This is a genomic window from Paraburkholderia phymatum (assembly GCF_040965635.1).
Classification (GTDB): Bacteria; Pseudomonadota; Gammaproteobacteria; order Burkholderiales; family Burkholderiaceae; genus Paraburkholderia; species Paraburkholderia phymatum_B.
Genome location: NZ_JBFRCH010000038.1, coordinates 14851 through 37147 on the forward strand (window position 1 = coordinate 14851; position 22297 = coordinate 37147).

Here is a 22297-nt window from a genome sequence, read left to right on the forward strand (position 1 = left end):
CTGCATCGCGCGAGAGAACAGAGAGCCGTAGAGAGCCATAATCGGTCGGGCAATGACGTTCGACGTTCGTCGCATCGGGCAACGCACCCCGGCGCGATCCACGACAGAACATCGATCATGAGCAAACCCCGACTCGTCGTCATCGGCAATGGCATGGCCGGCATCCGCACGCTCGAAGAGTTGCTGACGATCGCGCCCGACCATTACGACATCACCGTCTTCGGCGCCGAGCCGCATCCGAACTACAACCGCATTCTTCTCTCGCCCGTGCTCGCGGGCGAGCAGACGTTCAACGACATCGTTCTCAATCCGCTCGAATGGTACGAAGAGAACGACATCACGCTGCACATGGGCAAGACGGTCGAGCGCATCGACCGCGTGCGCCGCATGGTCGTCGCGAGCGACGGCACCGAGGCGCACTATGACCGCCTGCTGATCGCGACGGGCTCGACGCCCTTCATCCTGCCCATCCCCGGCAACACGCTCAAAGGCGTGATCACGTATCGGGATATCTACGACACGCAAGCGATGATCGATACGGCTGCCGTGAAAAAGCGCGCGGTGGTGATCGGCGGCGGGCTGCTCGGGCTCGAGGCGGCGAACGGTCTGAAGCTGCGCGGCATGGACGTGACCGTCGTGCATCTCGCCGACACGCTGCTCGAACGCCAGCTCGACGCGACGGCGGGCAAGCTGCTGCAACGCTCGCTCGAAGCGCGCGGCCTCGACTTTCAGTTGAGCACGGCGACGACGGAAATCATCGGCAACGAAGCGGGCGAAGTGACGGGCGTGCGCTTCAAGAACGGCGATACGCTCGCGACCGATCTCGTCGTGATGGCAGCGGGCATTCGTCCGAACACCTCGCTCGCGGAAGCGGCAGGCCTCTATTGCAATCGCGGCATCGTCGTGAGCGATGCGCTGCAAACGTACGATCCGCGCATCTATGCCGTCGGCGAATGCGTGAGCCATCGCGGCATCGCGTATGGTCTCGTCGCGCCCCTCTTCGAGCAGGCGAAGGTGTGCGCGAATCACCTCGCGCTGATGGGCATCGGCAGCTACAAAGGCTCGGTGATGTCGACCAAGCTCAAGGTCACGGGCATCGATCTCTTCTCGGCCGGCGACTTCATGGGCACCGAAGGCACCGAGGAAATCGTGCTGTCGGACCCATCGGGCGGCGTCTACAAGAAGCTCGTGATCAAGGACGATCAGCTCGTCGGCGCGTGCCTCTATGGCGATACCGCCGACGGCGCGTGGTACTTCAAGCTGCTGCGCGAAGGCCGCAAGCTCGGCGAGCTGCGCGATCACATCATGTTCGGAGAATCGAGCGTCGGCGATGCGGGCGTGCAAGGCCAGAGCCGCGCCGCCGCGATGGCCGACAGCGACGAAGTGTGCGGCTGCAACGGCGTATGCAAGGGCACCATCGTCAAGGCGATCACCGAAAAAGGTCTCTTCACCATCGACGACGTGAAGAAGCACACGAAGGCCGCGAGCTCATGCGGCTCGTGCACGGGTCTCGTCGAGCAGATCCTGATGAGCACCGTCGGCTCCGACTTTCAGGAAACCCCTAAAACGAAGGCCATTTGCGCGTGCACGGACCGCAATCACGGCGAAGTGCGCAAGGCAATCCGCGACCAGCATCTGCTCACGCATCGCGACGTGTACGACTTCCTCGAATGGCGCACGCCGAACGGCTGCGCAACGTGCCGCCCAGCGATCAACTATTACCTGCTGTCGACCTGGCCGCGCGAAGCCGTCGACGATCCGCAAAGCCGCTTCGTCAACGAACGCGTGCACGCGAACATTCAGAAGGACAACACGTTCTCCGTCATCCCGCAGATGAAGGGCGGCGTGACGAACCCGGCGGAATTGCGCCGCATCGCCGATGTCGCGGACAAATACAACGTGCCGATGGTCAAGGTGACGGGTGGCCAGCGCATCGACCTGCTCGGCGTGAAGAAAGAAGACTTGCCGAACGTCTGGAAGGACCTCGGCATGAAGTCGGGCCACGCATACGGCAAGTCGATCCGCACTGTAAAGACCTGCGTGGGCAGCGAGTTCTGCCGCTTCGGCACGCAGAACAGCACGCAGATGGGCATCGATCTGGAAACGATGCTCGCGAACATGTGGTCGCCGCACAAGGTGAAGCTCGCCGTGTCCGGGTGTCCGCGCAACTGCGCGGAAGCGGGCATCAAGGATGTGGGCGTGATCGCCGTCGACAGCGGCTGGGAACTGTACGTGGGCGGCAACGGCGGCATCAAGACGGAAGTCGCGCAGTTTCTCGCGAAGGTGAAGACGGCCGACGAAGTGAAGGAATACACGGGCGCGTTCCTGCAACTGTATCGCGAGGAAGCGTATTACCTCGATCGCACGGTGCATTACATCGCACGCGTCGGGCTCGACTACGTGAAGCAGAAAGTGGTCGACGATGCGGCGAATCGCAAGGCGCTGTACGAACGCCTGCTCTATTCGCTCGAAGGCTTGCCCGATCCGTGGGAAGCGCGCATCAGCGGCAAACAGAAGCACGAATACATTCCGCTCAAGGTCGTCGCCTGATACGCGGCACAGCACAACGCAAAGGACAAACCCATGGACATGAAGGTCACTCACTCCTGGACGCGCGTGTGCGACGTCGCCGATATTCCGCGCCTGGGCAGCCGCGTGCTCGAACGCGACGGCGGCAATGTCGCGATCTTCCGCACGGCCACCGACAACGTGTTCGCGCTGCTCGACCATTGCCCGCACAAGGGCGGCGCGCTGTCGCAAGGCATCGTGCACGGCGAGACGGTCACGTGCCCGCTGCACGCGTGGAATATCGATCTCGCGAGCGGCACCGCGAAAGCGCCCGACGAAGGCTGCGCGCGTCATTTCCCCGTGCGCGTCGACAGCGACGGCGCAGTGTGGCTGGCCCTTGACTGAGTGTCGTCGCGGCAACATGGAGTCACGATGAAAACCGTTACCCGATCCACCTGCTGCTATTGCGGCGTCGGCTGTGGCGTGCTGATCGAAGCGGAGAACGGGCGCATCACGGACGTTCAGGGCGACCCCGAGCATCCCGCGAATTTCGGCAGGCTGTGCAGCAAGGGGCTCGCGCTCGCGTCGACGGCGCAGAGCCAGACAGGCCGCGCGCTGCGCCCTGAAATGCGCATCCATCGCGCGGAACAACGCCGCCCCGTCGAATGGAACGATGCGCTCGATCACGTCGCCGCGCGCTTCGCCGACGTGATCGAACGGCATGGTCCGGACGCCGTCGCGTTCTATGTGTCGGGCCAGTTGCTGACGGAAGACTATTACGTGTTCAACAAGCTCGCGAAGGGCTTGATCGGCACGAACAACATCGATACGAATTCGCGGCTGTGCATGTCGAGCGCCGTCGCCGCGTACAAGATGGCGCTCGGCGCGGACGGCCCGCCCACCTGCTACGACGATCTCGAACATGCGCAGACCGTGCTGTTCGCGGGCAGCAACATGGCGTGGGCGCATCCCGTGCTGTTTCGACGGCTCGAAGAAGCGAAGGCGAAAAACCCGGCCGTGCGCTGGATCGTCGTCGATCCGCGCCGCACCGATACGGCGTCGATGGCGGACCTGCATCTGCAGATACAGCCGGGCACCGATGTCGCGCTTTTCAACGGCATGCTGCATCACCTGATCTGGGAAGGGCTCATCGATCGCGATTACATCGAGCGTCATACGGAAGGCTTCGATGCATTGAAGCGTCTCGTGCGCGAGTTCACGCCGCGCGCTGCGGCCGAACTGTGCGGCATCGCCGAACACGACCTGATGCAGGCAGCCGAGTGGTTCGGCGCGAGCGATGCCGCGCTGTCGCTCTACTGCATGGGCCTGAACCAGTCGAGCCACGGCACCGACAAGAACCTCGCGCTGATCAATCTGCATCTCGCGACACGTCAGATCGGCAAACGCGGCGCGGGCCCATTTTCGCTGACGGGTCAGCCAAACGCGATGGGCGGCCGCGAAGTCGGCGGCATGGCGACGATGCTGGCCGCGCATCGCGACATCGGCAACGCCGCGCATCGCGTCGAAGTGGCGAAGCTCTGGGGCCTCGCCGACGCCGCGCGCCTGTCCGATCGCCCCGGCCTGCCCGCTGTCGAGATGTTTGAGGCGATGCGCAGCGGCAAGATCAAGGCCGTGTGGATCGCGTGCACGAACCCCGCTCATTCGATGCCTGATATCGCGAAGGTGCGCGAGGCATTGAGGAAAGCGGAGTTCGTCGTCGTGCAGGAAGCGGTCATGCAGACCGACACCGTTCCGTTCGCGGACGTCGTGCTGCCCGCCGCGACATGGGGCGAGAAGTCGGGCACGGTCACGAATTCGGAGCGCCGCATTTCGCGCGTGCGCGCCGCCGTCGAGCCCGCCGGCGACGCGAAGCCCGACTGGTGGATCGCCAACGAAATCGCGCAGCGCATCGAAAAGCGCATCGCGGATTCAGGCTCGACGCTGTTCGGCTATGCATCGACTCAATCAATCTTCGACGAGCATCGCACGCTGACGCAGGGCCGCGATCTCGACATCACGGGCATCAGCTACGCGCTGCTCGACGAAGCGGGTCCGCAGCAATGGCCCTATCGCGCCGATGCGAAGGAAGGCGAAGCGCGCCGCTATACGCGCGGCGTGTTCGCGACCGACAACGGCAAGGCGCGCTTTCACGCGACGCCGTATCTGGGCGTCGCCGATGCCGTCAACGCGCGCTATCCGTTCCGCCTGACCACGGGCCGGCTGCGCGACCAGTGGCACGGCATGAGCCGCACGGGGCGCGTCGGCAAGTTGTTCTCGCATGCGCCTGAACCCGCGCTCACGATGCAACGAGCGGATGCCACGCGGCGTGGCCTGAGCGAAGGCGACCTCGTGCGGATCGCGAGCCGCCGAGGCGCGCTCGTGCTGCCCTTGCAGCTTTCCGTCGACGTGCCGTCTGGCACCGTGTACGCGCCGATGCACTGGAACGGCCAGTTCCTCGCCAGCGGCGGCATCAACGAAACGACGCACGGCGCCGTCGATCCGCATTCGAAGCAGCCAGAACTGAAGCATGCGGCCGTGCGCATCGAACGCGCCGAACTGCCCTGGCGCGTGATCGCCGCGCGCCGAGGCGATACGCTCGCGCTGCACGCCGCCGTGCAGCCGCTGCTCGCGGAATGCGCGTATGCATCGGTGTCGTTCGAGGAAGGCGATCTGATCGTGCTGCGCGCCGCTCACGCCGAGGCGCCGCAAGGCTGGCTCGAACGCGTCTACGCGGCGCTCGATCTGCCCAAGGGCGACGACACGCTCGAGTACCGCGATGCACGGCGTCAAACGGACAAGCGCGTGATCTGGCGCGACAACGTGATCGACGGCTTCGTGCTCGCGGGCGATGTCGCGAACGGCGACACGCTGATGGAGCAACTGCGCGCCGCACAGCCGTGGCTCGGCCCGCGCTTCGCCGCGTTCTCCGCGCAACGCCAGCATGCCGCGCCGCGCGATCGTGTCGTGTGCAGTTGCAAGCAGGTGAAGGAATCGCGCATCAACGAGGCGATCGCGCACGGCGCAACGGTGCCCGAACTGAAAGCGGCGCTCGGTTGCGGCACGGTGTGCGGGTCGTGTGTGCCGGAACTGAAGCGAATGTGCGAGACTGCTGCTGTCGCCAGTTGAAAGCGCAGGGCAGAACCCAACCCGCCATCCGACGCAATGAATCCGCTTGAACCACACCACTCGATGCCGTGCCATCCATGCTGCGCGTTTTGCTCGTAACCGATACCGACAAGCCGATCGGCGAGTTGCGCGACGTGCTCGCGCGGCTCGGCTATGACATGCTCGCCGCCACGGCCTCGCCGCAAGCGCTGCACAAGACCGTCGAAAGCGAACGGCCGGACGTCATCATCATCGACACCGAATCGCCGTCGCGCGATACGCTCGAACAGCTTGCCGTGATGAACGCGACGGCGCCGCGCCCCGTGCTGATGTTCAGCAACGACGCGAACCAGCAGCTGATTCGCGACGCCGTCAGCGCGGGCGTTACCGCGTATCTCGTCGAAGGGCTCGCGACGGAGCGTCTTGCGCCGATACTCGAAGTCGCGCTCGCGCGCTTCGCGCAGGAGTCGCAACTGCGCGAGCGGCTTGCGCAGGCCGAGAACGAACTCGCCGAGCGCAAGCTGATCGACCGCGCGAAACGCCTGCTGATGGACTCGCAGAAGATGACCGAACACGCCGCCTACGCGACGATGCGCAAGCGCGCGATGAATCAGGGCGTGAAGCTCGTCGAGGTCGCGCGCCAGATCGTCGCCGCAGCCGGCTCGCCAGATTGAAGCGCTGCCCATGAACACCTCCTCACACATTCCCTCGTCCGACGAAACGGGCAAGCTCGAGAAAACTCACTTGCGCCTGGGCTTCGTCGCGCTCAGCGATGCCGCGCCGCTCGTCGCCGCGAAGCTGCTCGAATTCGGCCACGCGCACGGGCTCACGATCGAACTGCTGAAGCAGCCGTCGTGGGCCGCGATCCGCGACAAGCTGCTGTCCGGCGATCTCGATGCCGCGCATGCGCTTTACGGACTTGTGTATGGCGTGCAGCTCGGCCTCGGCGGACCGCAAACCGATATGGCCGTGCTGATGGTGCTCAACCGCAACGGCCAGGGCATCACGGTATCGAAGCGCCTCGCCGCCGCGCTCGACGAACACAAGACGCTGCCCGCCGCGCTCTCGACGCTCGGCCGCAAGCCCGTTTTCGCGCAGACTTTCCCGACGGGCACGCACGCGATGTGGCTGTATTACTGGCTCGCGTCGCAAGGCGTGCATCCGTTGCGCGATATCGAAAGCGTGGTCATCCCGCCGCCGCAGATGGTCGATGCGCTCGCACAGGACCGGCTCGACGGGCTGTGTGTCGGCGAGCCGTGGAATGCCGTCGCGCAGGAGCGAGGCGTCGGCAGAACGATTGCGGCGACGAGCGAAGTGTGGCCCGATCATCCGGAGAAAGTGCTCGCGAGCCGGCGCGATTTCGTCACGCGCTGCCCGAACACCGCGCGTGCGCTCGTGCAAACGATGCTCGAAGCGTGCCGCTGGCTCGACGATGACGAGCATCGCGTGGAGATCGCGCGCTGGCTCGCTGCCGATGAGTTCGTCGGCGTGTCTGCTGATTCGATCACGGCGCGCTTGCTCAGGGCAGGTTCGGATGAGAAGCGCCATCCCGTGCAGTTCTTCGAAGACGGTGCGGTGAATTACCCGCATCCGTCAGAGGGCGCGTGGTTCCTTGCGCAATTTGCGCGCTGGCGAATGACGGACTGGCGTGGGGATTTTTCAAAGATTGCTAGCGAGGTCAACCAGACGGAGTTGTATCGCAAGGCAGCCTCGATTGTGGGCGTGAATGTCCCTGCGCGATCGCCCTCTTCGCTGTTGATCGATCGACGCGAATGGAACGGCATTGCCGATGAGGCGTATGTGAAGGGATTCGCGATCAGGGCGTGAAGCATGCTTTGACTGCGCTCCGACGTGAATCGCGGCACGCCGGAGCCCAACGCCGCGGAGACTCAATGCGCCGCGATATAAGCCTTCACAGCCGGCAACCCATCCTTCCCATCGATCGTCTGCACGCCCGCGAGCCATTTATCCAGCGCTTGCGGATTCGCCTTCAGCCACGCGAGCGCGGCCTTGTTCGCGTCTTCCTTGTTCATGATCGGGACCATCACGTGATTCTCGATCGACGTCGTGAACTGCAGGTTCGACACGAGCTTCGCCGCATTCGGGCAACGCTGCGCATAATCGGGCGGCGTGGCCGTAAAGACTTTCGCCTCGCCGTAGTTCGGCCCGAATACATCGTCGCCGCCGGCAAGATAATCGATCTTCATCTGCACGTTCATCGGATGCGGCTCCCAGCCGAGGAACACGATCCACTTCTTCTCGCGGATCGCGCGGTTCACTTCGACCAGCATGCCCGCCTCGCTCGACTCGACCAGCTTGAACTTGCCGAGTCCGTACTGGTTGCCGTCGATCATCTTCTTGATCAGCGCATTGCCGTCGTTGCCCGGCTCGATGCCGTAGACCTTGCCGTCGAGTTTGTCCGCGTACTTCTGAATGTCGTTGAAGTTCTTCAGGCCGCCGTTGTACACATAGTCCGGCACGGCGAGCGTGTATTTCGCGCCCGTCAGGTTCGGCGTCGCGAGCACCTTGATCGAGCCTGCCTTCACGAACGGCTGGATGATCGGGTCCATCGTCGGCGCCCAGTAGCCGAGGAATACGTCGATCTGCTTGCTCTTGATGCCCGCGAACGTGATCGGCACCGACGCAATCGTTTTCGTCGGGTTGTAGCCGAGTCCCTGGAAGATCGTCGACGCGAGACCCGTCGTCGCGGCGATGTCGGTCCAGCCGACGTCGGCGAAACGGACGTTGCGGCACACGGCGGGATCGGCGGCGTGCGCGGTCGCGGCGGCCGTGCCCAGCAGGGCAGCCGCCATCATCAGCTTGCGTTTCATTGCATTCTCCTCGGGATAATTTTGCTAGCTCGCCTGACGACGTTCGACGCTCGGCGCATGACCGAACTGCGCACGATAGGCCTTGCTGAAATGACACGGCGAATGAAAACCGCACACGGCCGTCACGCGTGCAATCGATGCGTCCGTCGTGCGCAGCAGATCGCGCGCACGCCGCAAACGCAGCGACAGGTAGTAGTGGGTCGGCGACACGCTCAGATAGACCTTGAACATGCGCTGCAAATGACGTTGCGACAGCTGCACGAGCCGCGCGAGTTCTTCGAGCGACAGAGGCTCTTCGATATTCGCTTCCATCAGCCGCACGACTTCGATCAGCTCGGCGCGCGAAAAGCCGACGCGCGCATCGACGGGTATCGGCTGCGGATCGCTTGCGCTGCGGATGCGTTCGAGAATGAACTGCTCCGACACCTGCGCCGCGAGGTTCTGTCCAAAGCGGCCACTGACGAGATTCAGCATCAGGTCGAGTGGCGCAGTGCCGCCCGTGCAGGTCAAGCGGTCTCGATCGATCACGAACAGTTCGTCGGCGAAGCGCACGTGCGGATATTCCTTGTGCAGCACCGACATATCTTCCCAATGCACCGCGCAGCTATATCCGTCGAGCAGTCCCGCCGCCATCAGCGCATACGCGCCCGTGCAGATGCCGCCCAACGGCACGCCTTGCGCGGCGACGTCCGCGAGCATGGTCCTGATGTTCGCATCCACGGCATTGCGGATCTGCGTGCCGCCGCAGACGATCAGCACATCGGGCATGCCCGCTTCTTCGAGCGAGCTGGTTGGCTTGACGGTCATGCCATTGCTTGCCCGCACGGGCACGCCGTCATGCGTGAGGACCGACCAGCGATAGTGCTGCGCGCGCGACACATAGTTCGCCATTCGCAGCACTTCGACCGCGCTCGTGAACGCGATCATCGAAAAACTGGGCAACGTCAGAAAGCCCACATGCGCAAGATTCGACAACGCCGCTTCGGCCCTGGTAGACGTCACGTTGCGCTCCGTGATGCACAAAGAAGAATGTGTTCGGCCACCGCGAGAGCCCTGAGGCTCTCGCGTGACGACCACTTATTGGTTGTATTGCAGGCGCGCCGGAGATTTGGCGCCAGTGTCCGATACGACAGCGATTTAGCTTTGCGCGACCACCGCCTGTTCGCGGCGCACGCGCATCACGCTGCGCAGTCCGGCGAAACGCGGCGCGACAGACGTGCCGGGCGAGCGGCCGAAGCTCTCGGTGATGCGGTCCAGAATGATTGCGAGCAGCACGACGGACAGACCGCTTTCGAATCCGAGGCCGATATCGAGGCGCTGAATGCTCGCGAGCACGTCGTTGCCGAGACCGCCCGCGCCCACCATCGACGCGATGATCACCATCGACAGCGCCATCATGATCGTCTGGTTCACGCCCTGCATGATCGACGGCAGCGCGTTCGGGAACTGCACCTTGTAGAGCAGCTGCCACGGCGTGCATCCGAACGCCTGCCCTGCTTCGACGATTTCGCGGTTCACGTGCTTGATGCCCAAGCTCGTAAGACGCACGGCGGGCGGCATGGCGAAGATCACGGTGGAAAGAATGCCGGGCACGCGGCCAAGGCCGAACAGCATCGCGGCAGGGATCAGGTAGACGAAGGCGGGCATCGTCTGCATCAGATCGAGAATCGGGCGCACGATCATCTGCACATGCTTGTTCTTCGCGGCCCAGATGCCGAGCGGAATGCCGAAGACGAGGCTGATCAGCGTCGACGACAGCGTGAGGCCCAATGTGATGACCGTCTGGTCCCAGAAGCCTGTCGCGTAGATCAGCAACAGCGAAGCGGTGGCGAATATCGCGAAGCGCCAGCCCACGCGCCATAAGCCGATCGCGATGAAGAACGCCATCAATGCCCACATCGGAATGGCCTGCAGGCCATGTTCGATCATTGCGGCGAAGCTCTCGATCGCCTTGCCGATCGAATCGAACGTGCTCGCGTCGTGGTCGAGCAGATAGTGAACGGACTGGTCGACCCAACGGCCGAGTGGAATGATCTCAGACATGGGCACCACCTCGATTGCGAGTAATGACTTTCAGAACAGCCGCCTGATCGACGGAACCGCAATAGCGGTCTTCGTCGTCGACCACAGGCAGCGCGGTCGTGCTCGCGCACACGCGCGACACGACATGTTCGAGCGGCGCGCCGCGCGAAATGCATTCGATCTTCCTGAGCGACGCTGTCCCGTTCCCGTTACTCACGTTACTCATCCCATCGCGCGTGACGAAGCCGCGGATGCGCCGCTCGGCGTCCAGCACGAACGCGTATTCCGCGCTGCCGTTCAACGACTCGGCGACGCTCGTCTGGTCCAGATCGCGCACGATGGGCACGCCGTTCGCCTGCATCAGATCGCCTGCCGTCAGATAGCGGCTCGTATCGACGCCTTCGAAGAACGCGCGCACGTAGTCGTCGGCGGGATTCGCGATGATGTCTTGCGGCGTGCCGATCTGCACCACGCGGCCGCCCTCCATGATCGCGATGCGGCTGCCGATGCGCAGCGCCTCTTCCAGATCGTGCGACACGAACAGGATCGTGCGGCGCTGGTTCTTTTGCAGTTCCAGCAGCACGTTCTGCATCTCCTTGCGCTTCAACGGATCGAGCGCGGAGAACGCTTCGTCCATGATCATCAGCGACGGGTTCACCGCGAGCGCACGGGCAAGACCCACGCGCTGCTGCATGCCGCCCGACAACTCCGCCGGCAGCTTGCCCGCGAACGTCGCGAGGCCCACCTGCTCGAGCACGTCGAGCGCGCGCTTCTCGCGCTCCTTGCGCCCCATGCCCGCCACTTCGAGACCGAACGCGGCATTCGCCAGCACCGTGCGTTGCGGCATCAGCGCGAACGACTGGAACACCATGCTCATGTCGGTGCGGCGCAGCGACGTCAGCTCGGACCGCTTGATGGCCGCCACATCGCGACCATCGATGATGACCTTGCCGGCCGTCGGTTCGACGAGCCGGTTGATGAGACGGATCAGCGTGGACTTGCCGGAACCCGACAGGCCCATCAACACGAAAATCTCGCCTTCCTGTACGTCGAAGGACGCATTGTGAACGCCCACGACATGCCCCGTTTTGGCGAACACCTCGTCTTTCGACGCGCCTCGCGAGAGCATGTCCTGAGCCATTTTCGGGTTGGGCCCGAAAACCTTACATAAACCTTCGACCACGACCTTTGGGGATTTCATTGAGTCCGTCTCCTCGTGGTGCAGGCGCCGGCCCGCACAGTGTGACTACATAGTTGCCAGAAAAAACCCCGCCTAGCCGACTAATTGCGACAGACGCTTGCGGAAATACGACACGGATAAAAGCGAACGGCCGTTAGGGGATGGCCGTGAGGCTTGCCCAGCAAGGGTTTGTGACGATGGTGCAGTGCGTGATGAGCGGATGCGCATGTCGCTTGTGGAAAGGTCCGCGTCCATTCAGCGGTTCGGGCGATGCGTCGCGCGGCTTGTACGGCCGAGCCCTGCCACAGGACGGCTGCGATGTCGATACGGTTTTGTCCTTGCTCGCGCTCTGCTGCAATGCAAGGCTGTGCCCGGTGGCGATGAGCCCATGCCTCATGTGTACGTGCATCGCGCGGCGAATCGGCTAAGCTCACCTTGAAGAGACAGGACAACGAAGAAGCAGACAAAACGAAGCAGACTCAGGAGACACCATGCGCAAACTTCGCTCGCAGAACTGGTTCGGCGGCAGTGACAAGGACGGCTTCATCCACCGCTCGTGGATGAAAAATCAGGGCATTCCTCACGACGAATTCGATGGCCGCCCTGTGATCGGCATCTGCAATACGTGGTCCGAACTGACGCCCTGCAACGCGCACTTTCGCGAGCTCGCCGAGTACGTCAAACGTGGCGTGCGCGAAGCGGGCGGCCTGCCGCTCGAATTCCCCGTGATGTCGCTCGGCGAATCGAATCTGCGGCCCACGGCGATGCTGTTTCGCAATCTGGCTTCGATGGATGTCGAAGAGTCGATACGCGGCAACCCGATCGACGGCGTGATCCTGCTGGTCGGTTGCGACAAGACCACGCCTGCGCTGCTGATGGGCGCGGCGTCGTGCAATCTGCCCGCATTAGCGGTGTCGGGCGGGCCGATGCTCAACGGCCGCTTTCGGGGACGCACGCTCGGCTCGGGTACGGGCGTGTGGCAGATGTCCGAGGAAGTGCGCGCGGGCACGATGAGCCAGCAGGAATTCATCGACGCGGAGTCTTGCATGAACCGCTCGCGCGGCCACTGCATGACGATGGGCACGGCATCGACGATGGCGTCGATGGTCGAATCGCTCGGCATGGGCCTGCCGCACAATGCAGCGATTCCCGCCGTCGATGCGCGTCGCCAGGTGCTCGCACATCTCGCGGGACGACGCATCGTCGAGATGGTGCGCGACGATGTGACGATGGACAAGATCCTCACGCGCGAGGCCTTCGAGAACGCGATCCGCACGAACGCTGCCATCGGCGGATCGACGAATGCCGTCGTGCATCTGATCGCGCTCGCGAACCGCATCGGCGTCGACCTCACGCTCGAAGACTGGGAACTCGGATCGAGCGTGCCGTGCCTCGTGAATCTGCAGCCGTCGGGCGAGTACCTGATGGAAGATTTCTACTACGCGGGCGGCTTGCCCGCGGTGTTGCGTCAACTGGGCGAGCAAGGTCTTCTGCATCGCGATGCATTGACGGTCAACGGCAAGACGATCTGGGACAACGTCTGCGACGCGCCCAACTACGATCAGAAAGTGATCACGACATTCGCCGAACCGTTCAAGCCGCACGCGGGCATCGCCGTGCTCAGGGGCAATCTCGCGCCGAACGGCGCCGTCATCAAGCCGTCCGCAGCGACGGCTTCGTTGCTGAAGCATCGCGGGCGCGCCGTGGTATTCGAGAACGTCGAAGAACTGCACGCGAAGATCGACGACGACGCGCTCGATATCGACGAGCACTGCGTGATGGTGCTCAAAGGCGCGGGGCCGAAAGGCTACCCGGGCTTCGCGGAAGTCGGCAACATGCCGTTGCCGAAAAAGGTCCTGCAAAAAGGCATCACCGACATGGTCCGCATCTCCGATGGCCGCATGAGCGGCACGGCCTACGGAGCAGTCGTGCTGCACGTGTCACCTGAAGCGGCGGCGGGCGGTCCGCTCGCACTGGTGCAGACGGGCGACATGATCGAACTCGATGTCGACGCGCGGCGCCTGCATCTCGATGTATCCGATGAAGAACTCGAACGGCGCCGCGCCGCATGGCAAGCGCCAGAACTGCCGGCGCGCGGCTACTACCGGCTGTACGTCGAGCACGTGTTGCAGGCCGATCAGGGCGCCGATCTCGACTTCCTCGTCGGCGCGAGCGGCGCGCCCGTACCGCGCGAATCGCATTGATATGGCATCGATCATGACGTCACGCCTCGATTCTTTTTCGCCGCGCGGCATGTGGCCCGTGCTTTATGCGTACTTCGACGCCGACAATGCGCTCGACAAACGCGCCATTCACACGCAGATCGATCGCGCGATCGAAGCGGGCGCAAGCGGTATCGTGATTCTTGGTCTTGCGACGGAGGTGAACCGTCTGTCGCTCGAAGAGAAGCAACGATTTATCGAATGGGCCACCGAACACATCAATAAACGCGTTCCACTGGCCGTCACGATCACGGGTGATACCGTCGATGCGCAACTCGCGCTGGCGGATTACGCAGTGGAACACGGTGCGTGGTCGCTGATCCTTCAGCCGCCTTCCATGCGTGACAAACCCGAATCGTTCTACTTCGATTTCTTCTCGCAAGTCATGGCGCGCCTGAACGTGCCCGTGGGCATTCAGAACGCACCTGAGTATCTGGGCGTGGGATTGTCGGTGCAATCGCTCGTCGAGCTTTCGGAGAAGTGCCCGCAATTCCAGTGGCTAAAGGGCGAAGGCCCTGCCACGGTCATTCAATCGACGATCGAACGCCTGCGGGAACAAGGTAGTCCACTGCCCGTTTTCAATGGACGCGGCGGACAGGAGCTAATCGACAATCTGCGCGCCGGTTGCGCGGGACTGATCGTCGCGCCGGATACATTCGACTGGCAGGCCGCTACTTACGAAGCCTTTGCCGAAGGCGATCACGCGAAGGCAGAAGCGCTGTATGAACGCATCCTGTCGTCAATCGTATTCGTGATGCAATCTCTCGACGCGTTGACGTGCTACGGCAAACGCATCGCCGCATGGCGCATGGGTTTCGACGTCGTTCATGATCGCGGCATGCGTCCAACCGCCTTCGGACTCGATTGCGCGCGCCGGTTTGCGAGCCGGCTCGGTCCGTTCGCGGATGGGCGCGAGACGCGCGCCTGACGCAAATGCAAAGGGGAAGACGCTTGCGCGCTTCCCCCTTCAGTCTCAGCGCGGCGCGCTCGTTACTGCGTTGCCGATGCTGCTTCGTCGCTGGCTGCCTTCGGCGCTGCCTTGTGAGCGTGGTGCTTCTTTGCGTGATGCTTCTTTGCGTGGTGCTTTGCGGCGGGCGCCGATGCAACAGCCGGTGCCTGTTCCGTGGCGGAGGGAGCCGATGCCGTGACGGCGGGAGCCGATGCCTGCGCGAATGCCGCGACCGAGAACAGACCTGCCAGGGCGGCAGCGATGATGTGCTTGTTCATTGACTTGATTCCTCAAAACCTTGCGTTGATTAAACGGCTCACGGGCCGCCGACCTGATAGGTCATCGCTCTAAACGTCTCGGCTGACGAAGCGTTGACGGCTTTTTTCCCGGCCCTTCATTTTTGACAGTTCTTGACGAACATTTGAACGCTCAACGAAGCAACGTGTTGATCTCGACGACATCCGTGAGACTCAACGTCGACGTATCGCCTTTCAACTGCAACAACGTGACGACGGCGTCGTAGCGCGCGGCAAGCAGATCGCGCTGCGTCGAATAGAGCGTATCGATGGCGCGCAGTACATCGGTGCTCGTGCGCGTGCCGACCTTGTAGCCGACCCGCGTGGCCGCGAGCGTTTCGCGGCACGACGCGACCAGATGCACTAGCATGTCCACGCGTGCGCGGCCTTGCTGATAGCGCGCGTAGTTGTCGCGAGCGGATGCGTCGGCCGTGCGCGTCGCACCGACGAGCGCCTGCATCGCCTCGTCCTGCAGCGCCTCGGTTTGCCTGACTTTCGATTGCGTCGCCCCGCCCGCGTAAAGCGGTATCGACACGGCGAGCATGCCCGTTGCCGTCGTCGTCGGTCGTGCGTAGCCGGATGCCGCGCCCGATGGCGTATAGCTGCTCGTCAGAAAGACGGACGGATAGTGCTCGCCCTTTGCCTTGCCGACATCGAATTTCGTGACCTGCCATTCGAGCTGCTTCTGTTGCACCGGATAGCCGTGATCCTTTGCCTGATTCGCCCACGCATCGGCGTCCTCGGGCGCGAGACGCGGCAGCGCAAGCGTATCGGGCAAACGAGACAGCGCGGCGAACCGCACGCCCGTCACCTGTTCCAGCGCGCGGCGCTTCGCGGCAAGTGCGCTTTGCGCGTCCGACTGCTGCAACGTGACCTGCTCGCGAGCAGTCAGCGCTTCGCGCATGTCGATGACGGTCGCCTCGCCGGCCGCGCGGTTGCGCTGCAGAATCCGGATCTGCGCGTCGACGGCGGCGCCGTAGTCGGACGCGCGCTTCACTTCGTCCTCCGCCGCGAGCTCGTCGAAGTACGCGCGCACGGCGCGCAGCAACGCCGTCTGCTGCGCGAAGTCCACGTTGACTGCGCCCAGCGCTTCGACGTAATCGGCCTGCCTGTATGCCTCCCATTTGGTCCAGTCGAAGATCGGCTGCGTGAGCGACACGGTCCAGCCGTTCTGCCAGTACGACGTGCGGGGGAAGCCTTGCGTCGCGATGCTGTTGTACGTGCGTCCCCAGCCCCCGGATATCTGCGGCAAAAGGGCTGCGCGCGCTTGCGGCACCGCCTCTTTCGAGGCGACCTGAGCGGCCCGCGCCTGCGCCAGGTCGGCATCGCGCCCGAGCGCCTGCTGCACGACGGTGACGAGATCGGCGGCCTGAGCGCTTGCGCTCGCGTTGAGCAAACAGAGTGCTGCCGCCGTCCCGATTGAGTGTTTGAAACTACGCATGCAACGGTTCCACTTCGATATGGTCATGATTTGACGGCTCGCGCATCAACGCGCCGTCGATGAGCCGGTAGCGCGTGCCGAAACTCGCGGCAAGCGACATGTCGTGCGTAATCACTACGACCGTGCAATCGAGGCGCTGCAGCAGCGCGCCGATGTGCTTGACGGATGCAGGATCGAGGTTCGACGTGGGCTCGTCGAGCAGCAACAGGCTGCGCTGCTGATAGAGCGCACGGGCAAGCAACAGGCGTTGACGCTGCCCCGCGGAGATGTTGGCGATCGTGTCGCTGATGACGGTGCGAGTGCGCATCGGCAGACGCATCACGTCGTTCCACAGGCGCACGTCTTCGAGCACCGATTGCACGCGTGCCTCGTCGATGTTCCCCGAGAACAGCGCCACGTTATCCGCGATCGAGCCGTGCAGGATCAGATCGCCCTGCCGCATGTGCGCTGTGTGACGGCGGATTTCATCGACGGTGAGGTTCGGCCATGCGATGCCGTTGAGCGACATGTCTCCATGCTGAAGCGGCACTGCCGCAGACAGCAGCTTGAAGAGCGTCGACTTGCCCGCGCCCGATGGTCCTACGATCGCAATCTTGTCACCCGCGCTGATGTCGATACTCGCGTTCTTCAGCACCGGTTGGTCGGACACGCCATAGCTGAATGTCACACCGCGCACGTCGATGCGCTCGAACGTGTGCACTTCCATTGCACGGTTGGTATCCGAAGGCGGCGTGTAATTCTCCTCTTCGCATTCGACGATATCGTCCACGCGCGCGACGGGCACGCTAAGCATGAAATGCGAGAACACGCCGTTGACGGTGCGCGCAAAGCGCTCGGACATCAGCGATTTGTAGATCAAAAACGAATAGAACACGCCGACCGATACCTTGCCGCCCAGCATCAGCCTTGCGGAGAACCCGGTGATCGCGAGCGTATCGGCGTACTGCACCGCTTTGAGGATGGCATCGCGCGCGCTGCTCAAGCGGTTGTCGGTCAAGAGCGCCGCTACATACTCGCGATACTTCGTCATGAAGATTGCCGTGCGCCGAGTCTCGCCTCGCGCGAGCTTGATCAGCGACGCGGCGCGTATCGTCTCGATCAGCGCATCGTCGCAGCGCGCGGAAGTTTCGAGCACGAGCGCGTGGTTATCACGCATCCGGGCGAACATGCCTAGCGCAATCGACAGATAGATCACGAAGATCGCCAGCGCGACGGCCGTCAACCGTAGGCTCTGGATCAGCATCAGCGCGAGCGCGAGCACGCCGACGACCGTGTCCACGCACATATGCGTGAAAGTGCGGACGGCCTGCACGCTGATTTCGTCCTGTGCCTTGAGACGCGCAAAGACGTCGCCGACATGGCGCTTCTCGAACCACGACATCGGATTGCGCAATAGCTTGCCCAGCAGCCCTTCCGTCGTGTTGATCTGCGTGCGCTGATGCAGCAGTTCGATCAGCCGCGCTTCCACGTACTGGCTCAACGCGCCGACCGCGAAAATGCCTGTGAACGTCAGCACTAGCACGTTCAACAGATTGATGTTGTCGCCCACGACGACGTAGTCGAGCACCAGACTGCCGAGGTACGGCGCAGCGAGAATCGCGAACTGGCTTCCGAGCATGACGAACATCACTTTCGCGAGATGCCTGCGCAGATCCGGATTGAGCGCACGCACGCGCGCCAGCGCTTTCGGAACCTGGGATTTCATCTTCACGCGCGGCATACTGGGTGTCGGCGAGCATTCGAGCAGGAAGCCCGACACCGCAGCGGCGAACGTGTCCATAGAAATGCGCCGACGTCCCGTCGCCGGGTCGATGACCTGAACATAGCCGCTTCCGCGCTTCTCGAAGACCACAAAATGCGCGCCGCCGAAGTGAAGGATCGAGCCGCGTTTAATGGTTGCCACGTCTTCGAGTCCGAAGCGATAGGCCTGTACCGCCAGTCCAAACTCCGTGGCCATGTCATAGAGGTCCATCAGCGAGAGGCCGTTCGCGGAAATGGGCCGATATGCGGACAGTTCGCGCACTTCGGTCGCGCGGCCGAGATGCGTGAGCACCATCGCAAGACACGCGTAGCCGCATTCCGCGACTTCGTTTTGATAGATCGTGCGCATTCCTTCAACCTCTGATCATGCGAAACAACGGCTCAAGTACCCACTCCGCAATTGTTCTGCGTTCGACGACGATACTTGCCGTCGCGCGCATGCCGGGCAGGATGTCGAAGTGCTGCTTGCCGTAGTCGAACGTCTTGCCGCGCAAGGTCGCCCATGCCATGAAATCGCCGTCGCCGTTGTCCTTCGCCCCCGTTGCCGTCGAGGGCGTCGGCGACATCGGCGACTGGACCGTGGTCTGCGAGATCGCGTCGATGCGCGCTTCGTAGGTGCCGAACTTGACGTAGGGAAACGCGTCGAACTTGAGACGCACTGTTTGTCCCGTCTGCACAAAGCCGCGACGGCGCGACGGGATGCGCAGCGCAGCGCGTAGCGCGCCTTTGTCGTCGGTGGAAATGACGAGCGCAACATCGGCGGGGTCCAGCGTGCGGCCCGGCACGAGCGCGGAAAACGTGACGATGCCCGACTTCGGCGCGGAAATCGTGGAATTCTGGCGCGACTGCTCGAAGTGCATCTTGATGTCCTGAACATCGCGAGCGTGTCTGGCATCGTTCTCCTTCAGCTGTGCTGCCAGATCGCTTTGCGTGCTGCGCAGCGCCGCAATTTCGCCGTTCAGTTGCTCGCGCCGCGCGACGCCTTGCGCGACCGAGACCTTCGCCTGGTGCATGTCGGCGCTCGCCTGCTCGATGCGGTCGGCGCTCACGTAGTCGGACACCGATTGCAGCCGGCCCAGCTTGCGCTGCGCCTCGGCGACGAGTTGCCGGTTTTGCGTGACCTGTTCGTCGAGCGAGGCCGCCTCGGCGCGGCGGCTTTCCGCCGTCGCATTTGCCGCGTCGAGCTGCGCGCCCAACTGCGCCTTGCGTTGCTCGTACTGCTGATCGGCGGTGCGGATCTGTTCATCACGCATCTGTTCGTCGAACATGGGCCGCTGGCGCCCATCGCTCGCAAGCGACAGGTCGCGTAGCACGCTGAAAAGCGGCATGCCCGCGATCACGCGCTCGCCGGGACGTACATAGACAGACGAAACGAACCCGTTCAAGCCCTGCACCTTCACGTCGGATGGCGAGACGATTTCGCACTGGACGTCCTGCTTGAGTTCGACCTGATGCACAAATCCGAATGTGACGGCCGCGACAACGATGCCTGACGTGCAATAGGCGATCCATCGCCACGGCACATCCTTGAATTGAGGAAGACTGGTTGGTTCCATGATGTTCTGCGCGACTGCTACAGCCCGCATCGACTCTTTAAGGCCTATTAAGCGCTATTTCGCGGGCGCAAACGCGTACAGGGAAGGATGACCCGCGACGAGCGAGCGCTCGAAGTTGGTCATGAGAGCCTGCTCGATTTCGCGCGCGACACGTTGCGGCGCGTCGGGATCGGCGAGCCGTATTGGCTCGAGAACTGTTCCGTCGAACCTGCCGTGCTCGAAGCGCAGATAGAACGGCAGCAGGATCGCGTCGAGCGGCGCTCCCATGCGGAACACGCCGTTGTGAATGCGCGCCGCGCGGCCGAAAATCGACACGCCAACGGTCTCCATCGGATAGCGATGCAAGGTGTACGGCGGCACGTCGGCAAAGATCACGACGACGCCATTGCGCCTGAGCGAGCGCGCGACCTGCAGGCCGAGGCCGCTGCGATTGTCCTGACTGTAGGTGTACAGCACGTCGACGTTGGGAATCATCGCGTCGTCGCTGCCGTAGAGATCGCGCGGCACGCCGGACACGACACCGATGCGCGAAAGGCCGAGCTTCGCGCGCAAATCGTCGATCACGTAGATGTTGGCGTACTGCGATACGAAATGAAAAGGCGAAACGACGATGGGACGGCCGGGCGCTTCGCGCTTCAGGCGCGCGATATTCTGTGCAAGCGTGCTGGCGATGCGTTGAAGGTCGGGCCATGCTTCCGCGAAATGGCGCTGGCGGCCGAAGTGAAGGCGCTGGTCGATCAGCTTTTCGTGGGCGCGGGCTGCGAGCAGGCGACGGCTGCTCAGGCCGCACTTGTTCATCACATCGAGCGCGAACTCGCGGCGCTCGATCCCGCTCCAGCGGACGTTGGGACTGTACAGGCGCTGAAACAGCACGATCGCACCGGCGATCGGCTCTATCGCACGGAGCGGCATGCGCGACATCAGCGCGCGAACGACGCAACGGCCGATGCTTTTGAAAGCGCAATCCAGGCGGTGCCGAACAGCGCCAGGCCATTCGAGCGGAGACTTCCACGACGTCATACAGTGAGGGCTTCAGGAATCTGGATCGGATAACAGCCGTTCAATGAACGACGAGCTATTGGACGGATCGACGCACGGCTGAGCACGACATGCCGGCAAGCAAGCGCAAAAGCCCCACGCTCGGGGCGTAGGGCTATTTCAGCGCTATGCGGTCAATAATGACCAGGATGCACTCGATCGGCGATTACAGACCGTGGCCACCGTCGTTGCCACCCGCCGGCGGCGGCGTCGGCGTCTTCGGCTTGCAGCAGCACTTGCAGCAACCGCCTGCGACTTTCGATTGTTCCAATGCGTTGCGTTCGACTTTTTGCATTTCTGTTACCTACTAAATAAGTTATAAAAAATACAACTACTTCTACTGCCAACACCAACAGCGATATTGCTATCTCTGTCAATCCCTGAATCTTTCGATATTCCGTTGTCATTGATAGGACATCGTGAACGTGGCCGTTCCATTTGCCGTACCTCCGCGGATGGTTGACGTTGTCTGCACATAGCGCGCGGTCAGCGGAATCGTAGTTGCGGTGCCATTCACCTGACCAATCATGATCTGACTGGTCGTGCCGGCAATGCTCGAGTCGGGGCCGTATGAAACAGCCGTCCCATTGCGTAAGATCTGGATGCCGACACCGCTGGCCGTAGACGTCGAGCTCAGCGGCAACGTGTTCGTCCGGTTCGACGGGTTAGCCGCGTCCGTGAACGTAATACCTAGATTTGTCGTCAGTCCGGTGCAATCGACCCCGATGTTGAAGGACACCGGCGTCGACCCCGATCCCACCGTCGTGAACTGCTTGCCGGGTACTGTTCCGAGATCGACGTTGATCGACGGCGTCGTAACGGAACAGGTCTGGCTCGTGATCTGGATAGGATTCGAGATCGATACCGTCGAAGACAACAATCCGCCAATCGTGACATCCATATACTTGCCGCCCGGCAACAAGGGGTTGTTGAGTGTCTGCTGCAATTTGACGAGTTGCATCGTCACGGTGGGCCCCAAGGTCACGTAGCAAGGTGACGAGAGGCATGTTCCGCCTGGCGCGAAGAAGGCTGCATTCAGATTCCTTGTGCCCGTCACATAGGTGCTGCCAAGGTTCGACACCAGTGTGTAGCCGATTCCCGTAGTGCCAATCGGCGTTACGTTGCCCGAGGAGGGGCCGCCTTGATAGTTCGTTAAAATGGCGGGAACGTTTTCGGAACCGGTAAACGTGCATGTGACTCCATATGTTCCATCGACCTGCACCGTATACGCAAATGATGCGCCGGGTATGGGGGCATTGACGGGCAAATCTCGTGGCACAACGATCGAAGAAGGGACGCTCATCGTGAACTGGGCTTGAGGATGCGCCGTGCACGTCGCCGCGCTTGCGCCAGTTGGCAGCAAAGCCCACATCAAAACGCACGACAGA

Annotated in this window: 17 protein-coding genes; 7 read left to right on the top strand and 10 right to left on the bottom strand. The window is 62.7% G+C overall.

The features are described from left to right. The first annotated feature begins 117 nt into the window (after positions 1–117). The 5 genes from nirB to AB4Y32_RS34435 all read left to right on the top strand — a co-directional run bounded on the left by nirB (position 118) and on the right by AB4Y32_RS34435 (position 7440). Positions 118–2550 (top strand): nitrite reductase large subunit NirB, encoded by a 2433-nt coding sequence (nirB, locus tag AB4Y32_RS34415; RefSeq protein WP_368725581.1) that lies wholly within the window; start codon positions 118–120, stop codon positions 2548–2550. A gap of 33 nt (positions 2551–2583) precedes the next feature. After that, positions 2584–2913, top strand: a complete 330-nt coding sequence (gene nirD, locus AB4Y32_RS34420; RefSeq protein WP_368725582.1) for a nitrite reductase small subunit NirD — start codon at positions 2584–2586, stop codon at positions 2911–2913. A 27-nt stretch (positions 2914–2940) separates the two neighbouring features. Next, positions 2941–5634 (top strand): nitrate reductase, encoded by a 2694-nt coding sequence (locus AB4Y32_RS34425; RefSeq protein WP_368725583.1) that lies wholly within the window; start codon positions 2941–2943, stop codon positions 5632–5634. A 77-nt stretch (positions 5635–5711) separates the two neighbouring features. Then, positions 5712–6287 carry an ANTAR domain-containing response regulator gene (locus AB4Y32_RS34430; RefSeq protein WP_368725584.1) on the top strand — a complete coding sequence of 192 codons (576 nt, stop codon included), beginning with the start codon at positions 5712–5714 and terminating at the stop codon, positions 6285–6287. Between the two features lie 10 nt (positions 6288–6297). Next, positions 6298–7440 carry a CmpA/NrtA family ABC transporter substrate-binding protein gene (locus AB4Y32_RS34435; RefSeq protein ID WP_368725585.1) on the top strand — a complete coding sequence of 381 codons (1143 nt, stop codon included), beginning with the start codon at positions 6298–6300 and terminating at the stop codon, positions 7438–7440. A 62-nt stretch (positions 7441–7502) separates the two neighbouring features. On the opposite strand, the gene AB4Y32_RS34440 is transcribed toward AB4Y32_RS34435, so the two are convergent. The 4 genes from AB4Y32_RS34440 to AB4Y32_RS34455 form a co-directional block, all read right to left on the bottom strand. Next, complete coding sequence (locus tag AB4Y32_RS34440) at positions 7503–8444, bottom strand: choline ABC transporter substrate-binding protein (protein ID WP_368725586.1); 942 nt, start codon at positions 8442–8444, stop codon at positions 7503–7505. A 24-nt stretch (positions 8445–8468) separates the two neighbouring features. Next, positions 8469–9446, bottom strand: a complete 978-nt coding sequence (locus AB4Y32_RS34445; protein WP_368725587.1) for a GlxA family transcriptional regulator — start codon at positions 9444–9446, stop codon at positions 8469–8471. A gap of 135 nt (positions 9447–9581) precedes the next feature. Further along, positions 9582–10487 carry a choline ABC transporter permease subunit gene (choW, locus tag AB4Y32_RS34450; RefSeq protein ID WP_368725588.1) on the bottom strand — a complete coding sequence of 302 codons (906 nt, stop codon included), beginning with the start codon at positions 10485–10487 and terminating at the stop codon, positions 9582–9584. Next, a complete protein-coding gene (locus tag AB4Y32_RS34455) occupies positions 10480–11667 on the bottom strand; it encodes a glycine betaine/L-proline ABC transporter ATP-binding protein (protein WP_368725589.1) in 1188 nt (395 codons plus the stop codon). Before AB4Y32_RS34455 ends, choW begins: the two co-directional genes overlap by 8 nt. A 470-nt stretch (positions 11668–12137) precedes the next feature. Between AB4Y32_RS34455 and AB4Y32_RS34460 the strand changes: the two genes are divergently transcribed. Both AB4Y32_RS34460 and AB4Y32_RS34465 read left to right on the top strand, forming a co-directional pair. Beyond that, entirely contained in the window at positions 12138–13850 is a 1713-nt protein-coding gene (locus tag AB4Y32_RS34460) for an IlvD/Edd family dehydratase (protein ID WP_368725590.1), read from the top strand. A gap of 13 nt (positions 13851–13863) precedes the next feature. Further along, on the top strand, positions 13864–14796 hold the full coding sequence (locus tag AB4Y32_RS34465; protein ID WP_368725591.1) for a dihydrodipicolinate synthase family protein: 933 nt from the start codon (positions 13864–13866) through the stop codon (positions 14794–14796). A gap of 62 nt (positions 14797–14858) precedes the next feature. On the opposite strand, the gene AB4Y32_RS34470 is transcribed toward AB4Y32_RS34465, so the two are convergent. The 6 genes from AB4Y32_RS34470 to AB4Y32_RS34495 all read right to left on the bottom strand — a co-directional run bounded on the left by AB4Y32_RS34470 (position 14859) and on the right by AB4Y32_RS34495 (position 22281). After that, complete coding sequence (locus AB4Y32_RS34470; RefSeq protein WP_368725592.1) at positions 14859–15095, bottom strand: hypothetical protein; 237 nt, start codon at positions 15093–15095, stop codon at positions 14859–14861. 151 nt (positions 15096–15246) lie between these two features. After that, a complete protein-coding gene (locus tag AB4Y32_RS34475; RefSeq protein ID WP_368725593.1) occupies positions 15247–16554 on the bottom strand; it encodes a TolC family outer membrane protein in 1308 nt (435 codons plus the stop codon). Next, a complete protein-coding gene (locus AB4Y32_RS34480; protein ID WP_368725594.1) occupies positions 16547–18664 on the bottom strand; it encodes a peptidase domain-containing ABC transporter in 2118 nt (705 codons plus the stop codon). The genes AB4Y32_RS34475 and AB4Y32_RS34480 overlap by 8 nt, the downstream gene beginning before the upstream one ends. Before the next feature lie 4 nt (positions 18665–18668). Next, positions 18669–19871 carry an HlyD family secretion protein gene (locus AB4Y32_RS34485; RefSeq protein ID WP_368725595.1) on the bottom strand — a complete coding sequence of 401 codons (1203 nt, stop codon included), beginning with the start codon at positions 19869–19871 and terminating at the stop codon, positions 18669–18671. A gap of 54 nt (positions 19872–19925) precedes the next feature. Further along, positions 19926–20783 (bottom strand): hypothetical protein, encoded by an 858-nt coding sequence (locus AB4Y32_RS34490; RefSeq protein ID WP_368725596.1) that lies wholly within the window; start codon positions 20781–20783, stop codon positions 19926–19928. Between the two features lie 529 nt (positions 20784–21312). Next, entirely contained in the window at positions 21313–22281 is a 969-nt protein-coding gene (locus AB4Y32_RS34495) for a fimbrial protein (RefSeq protein ID WP_368725597.1), read from the bottom strand. Positions 22282–22297: the final 16 nt, after the last annotated feature.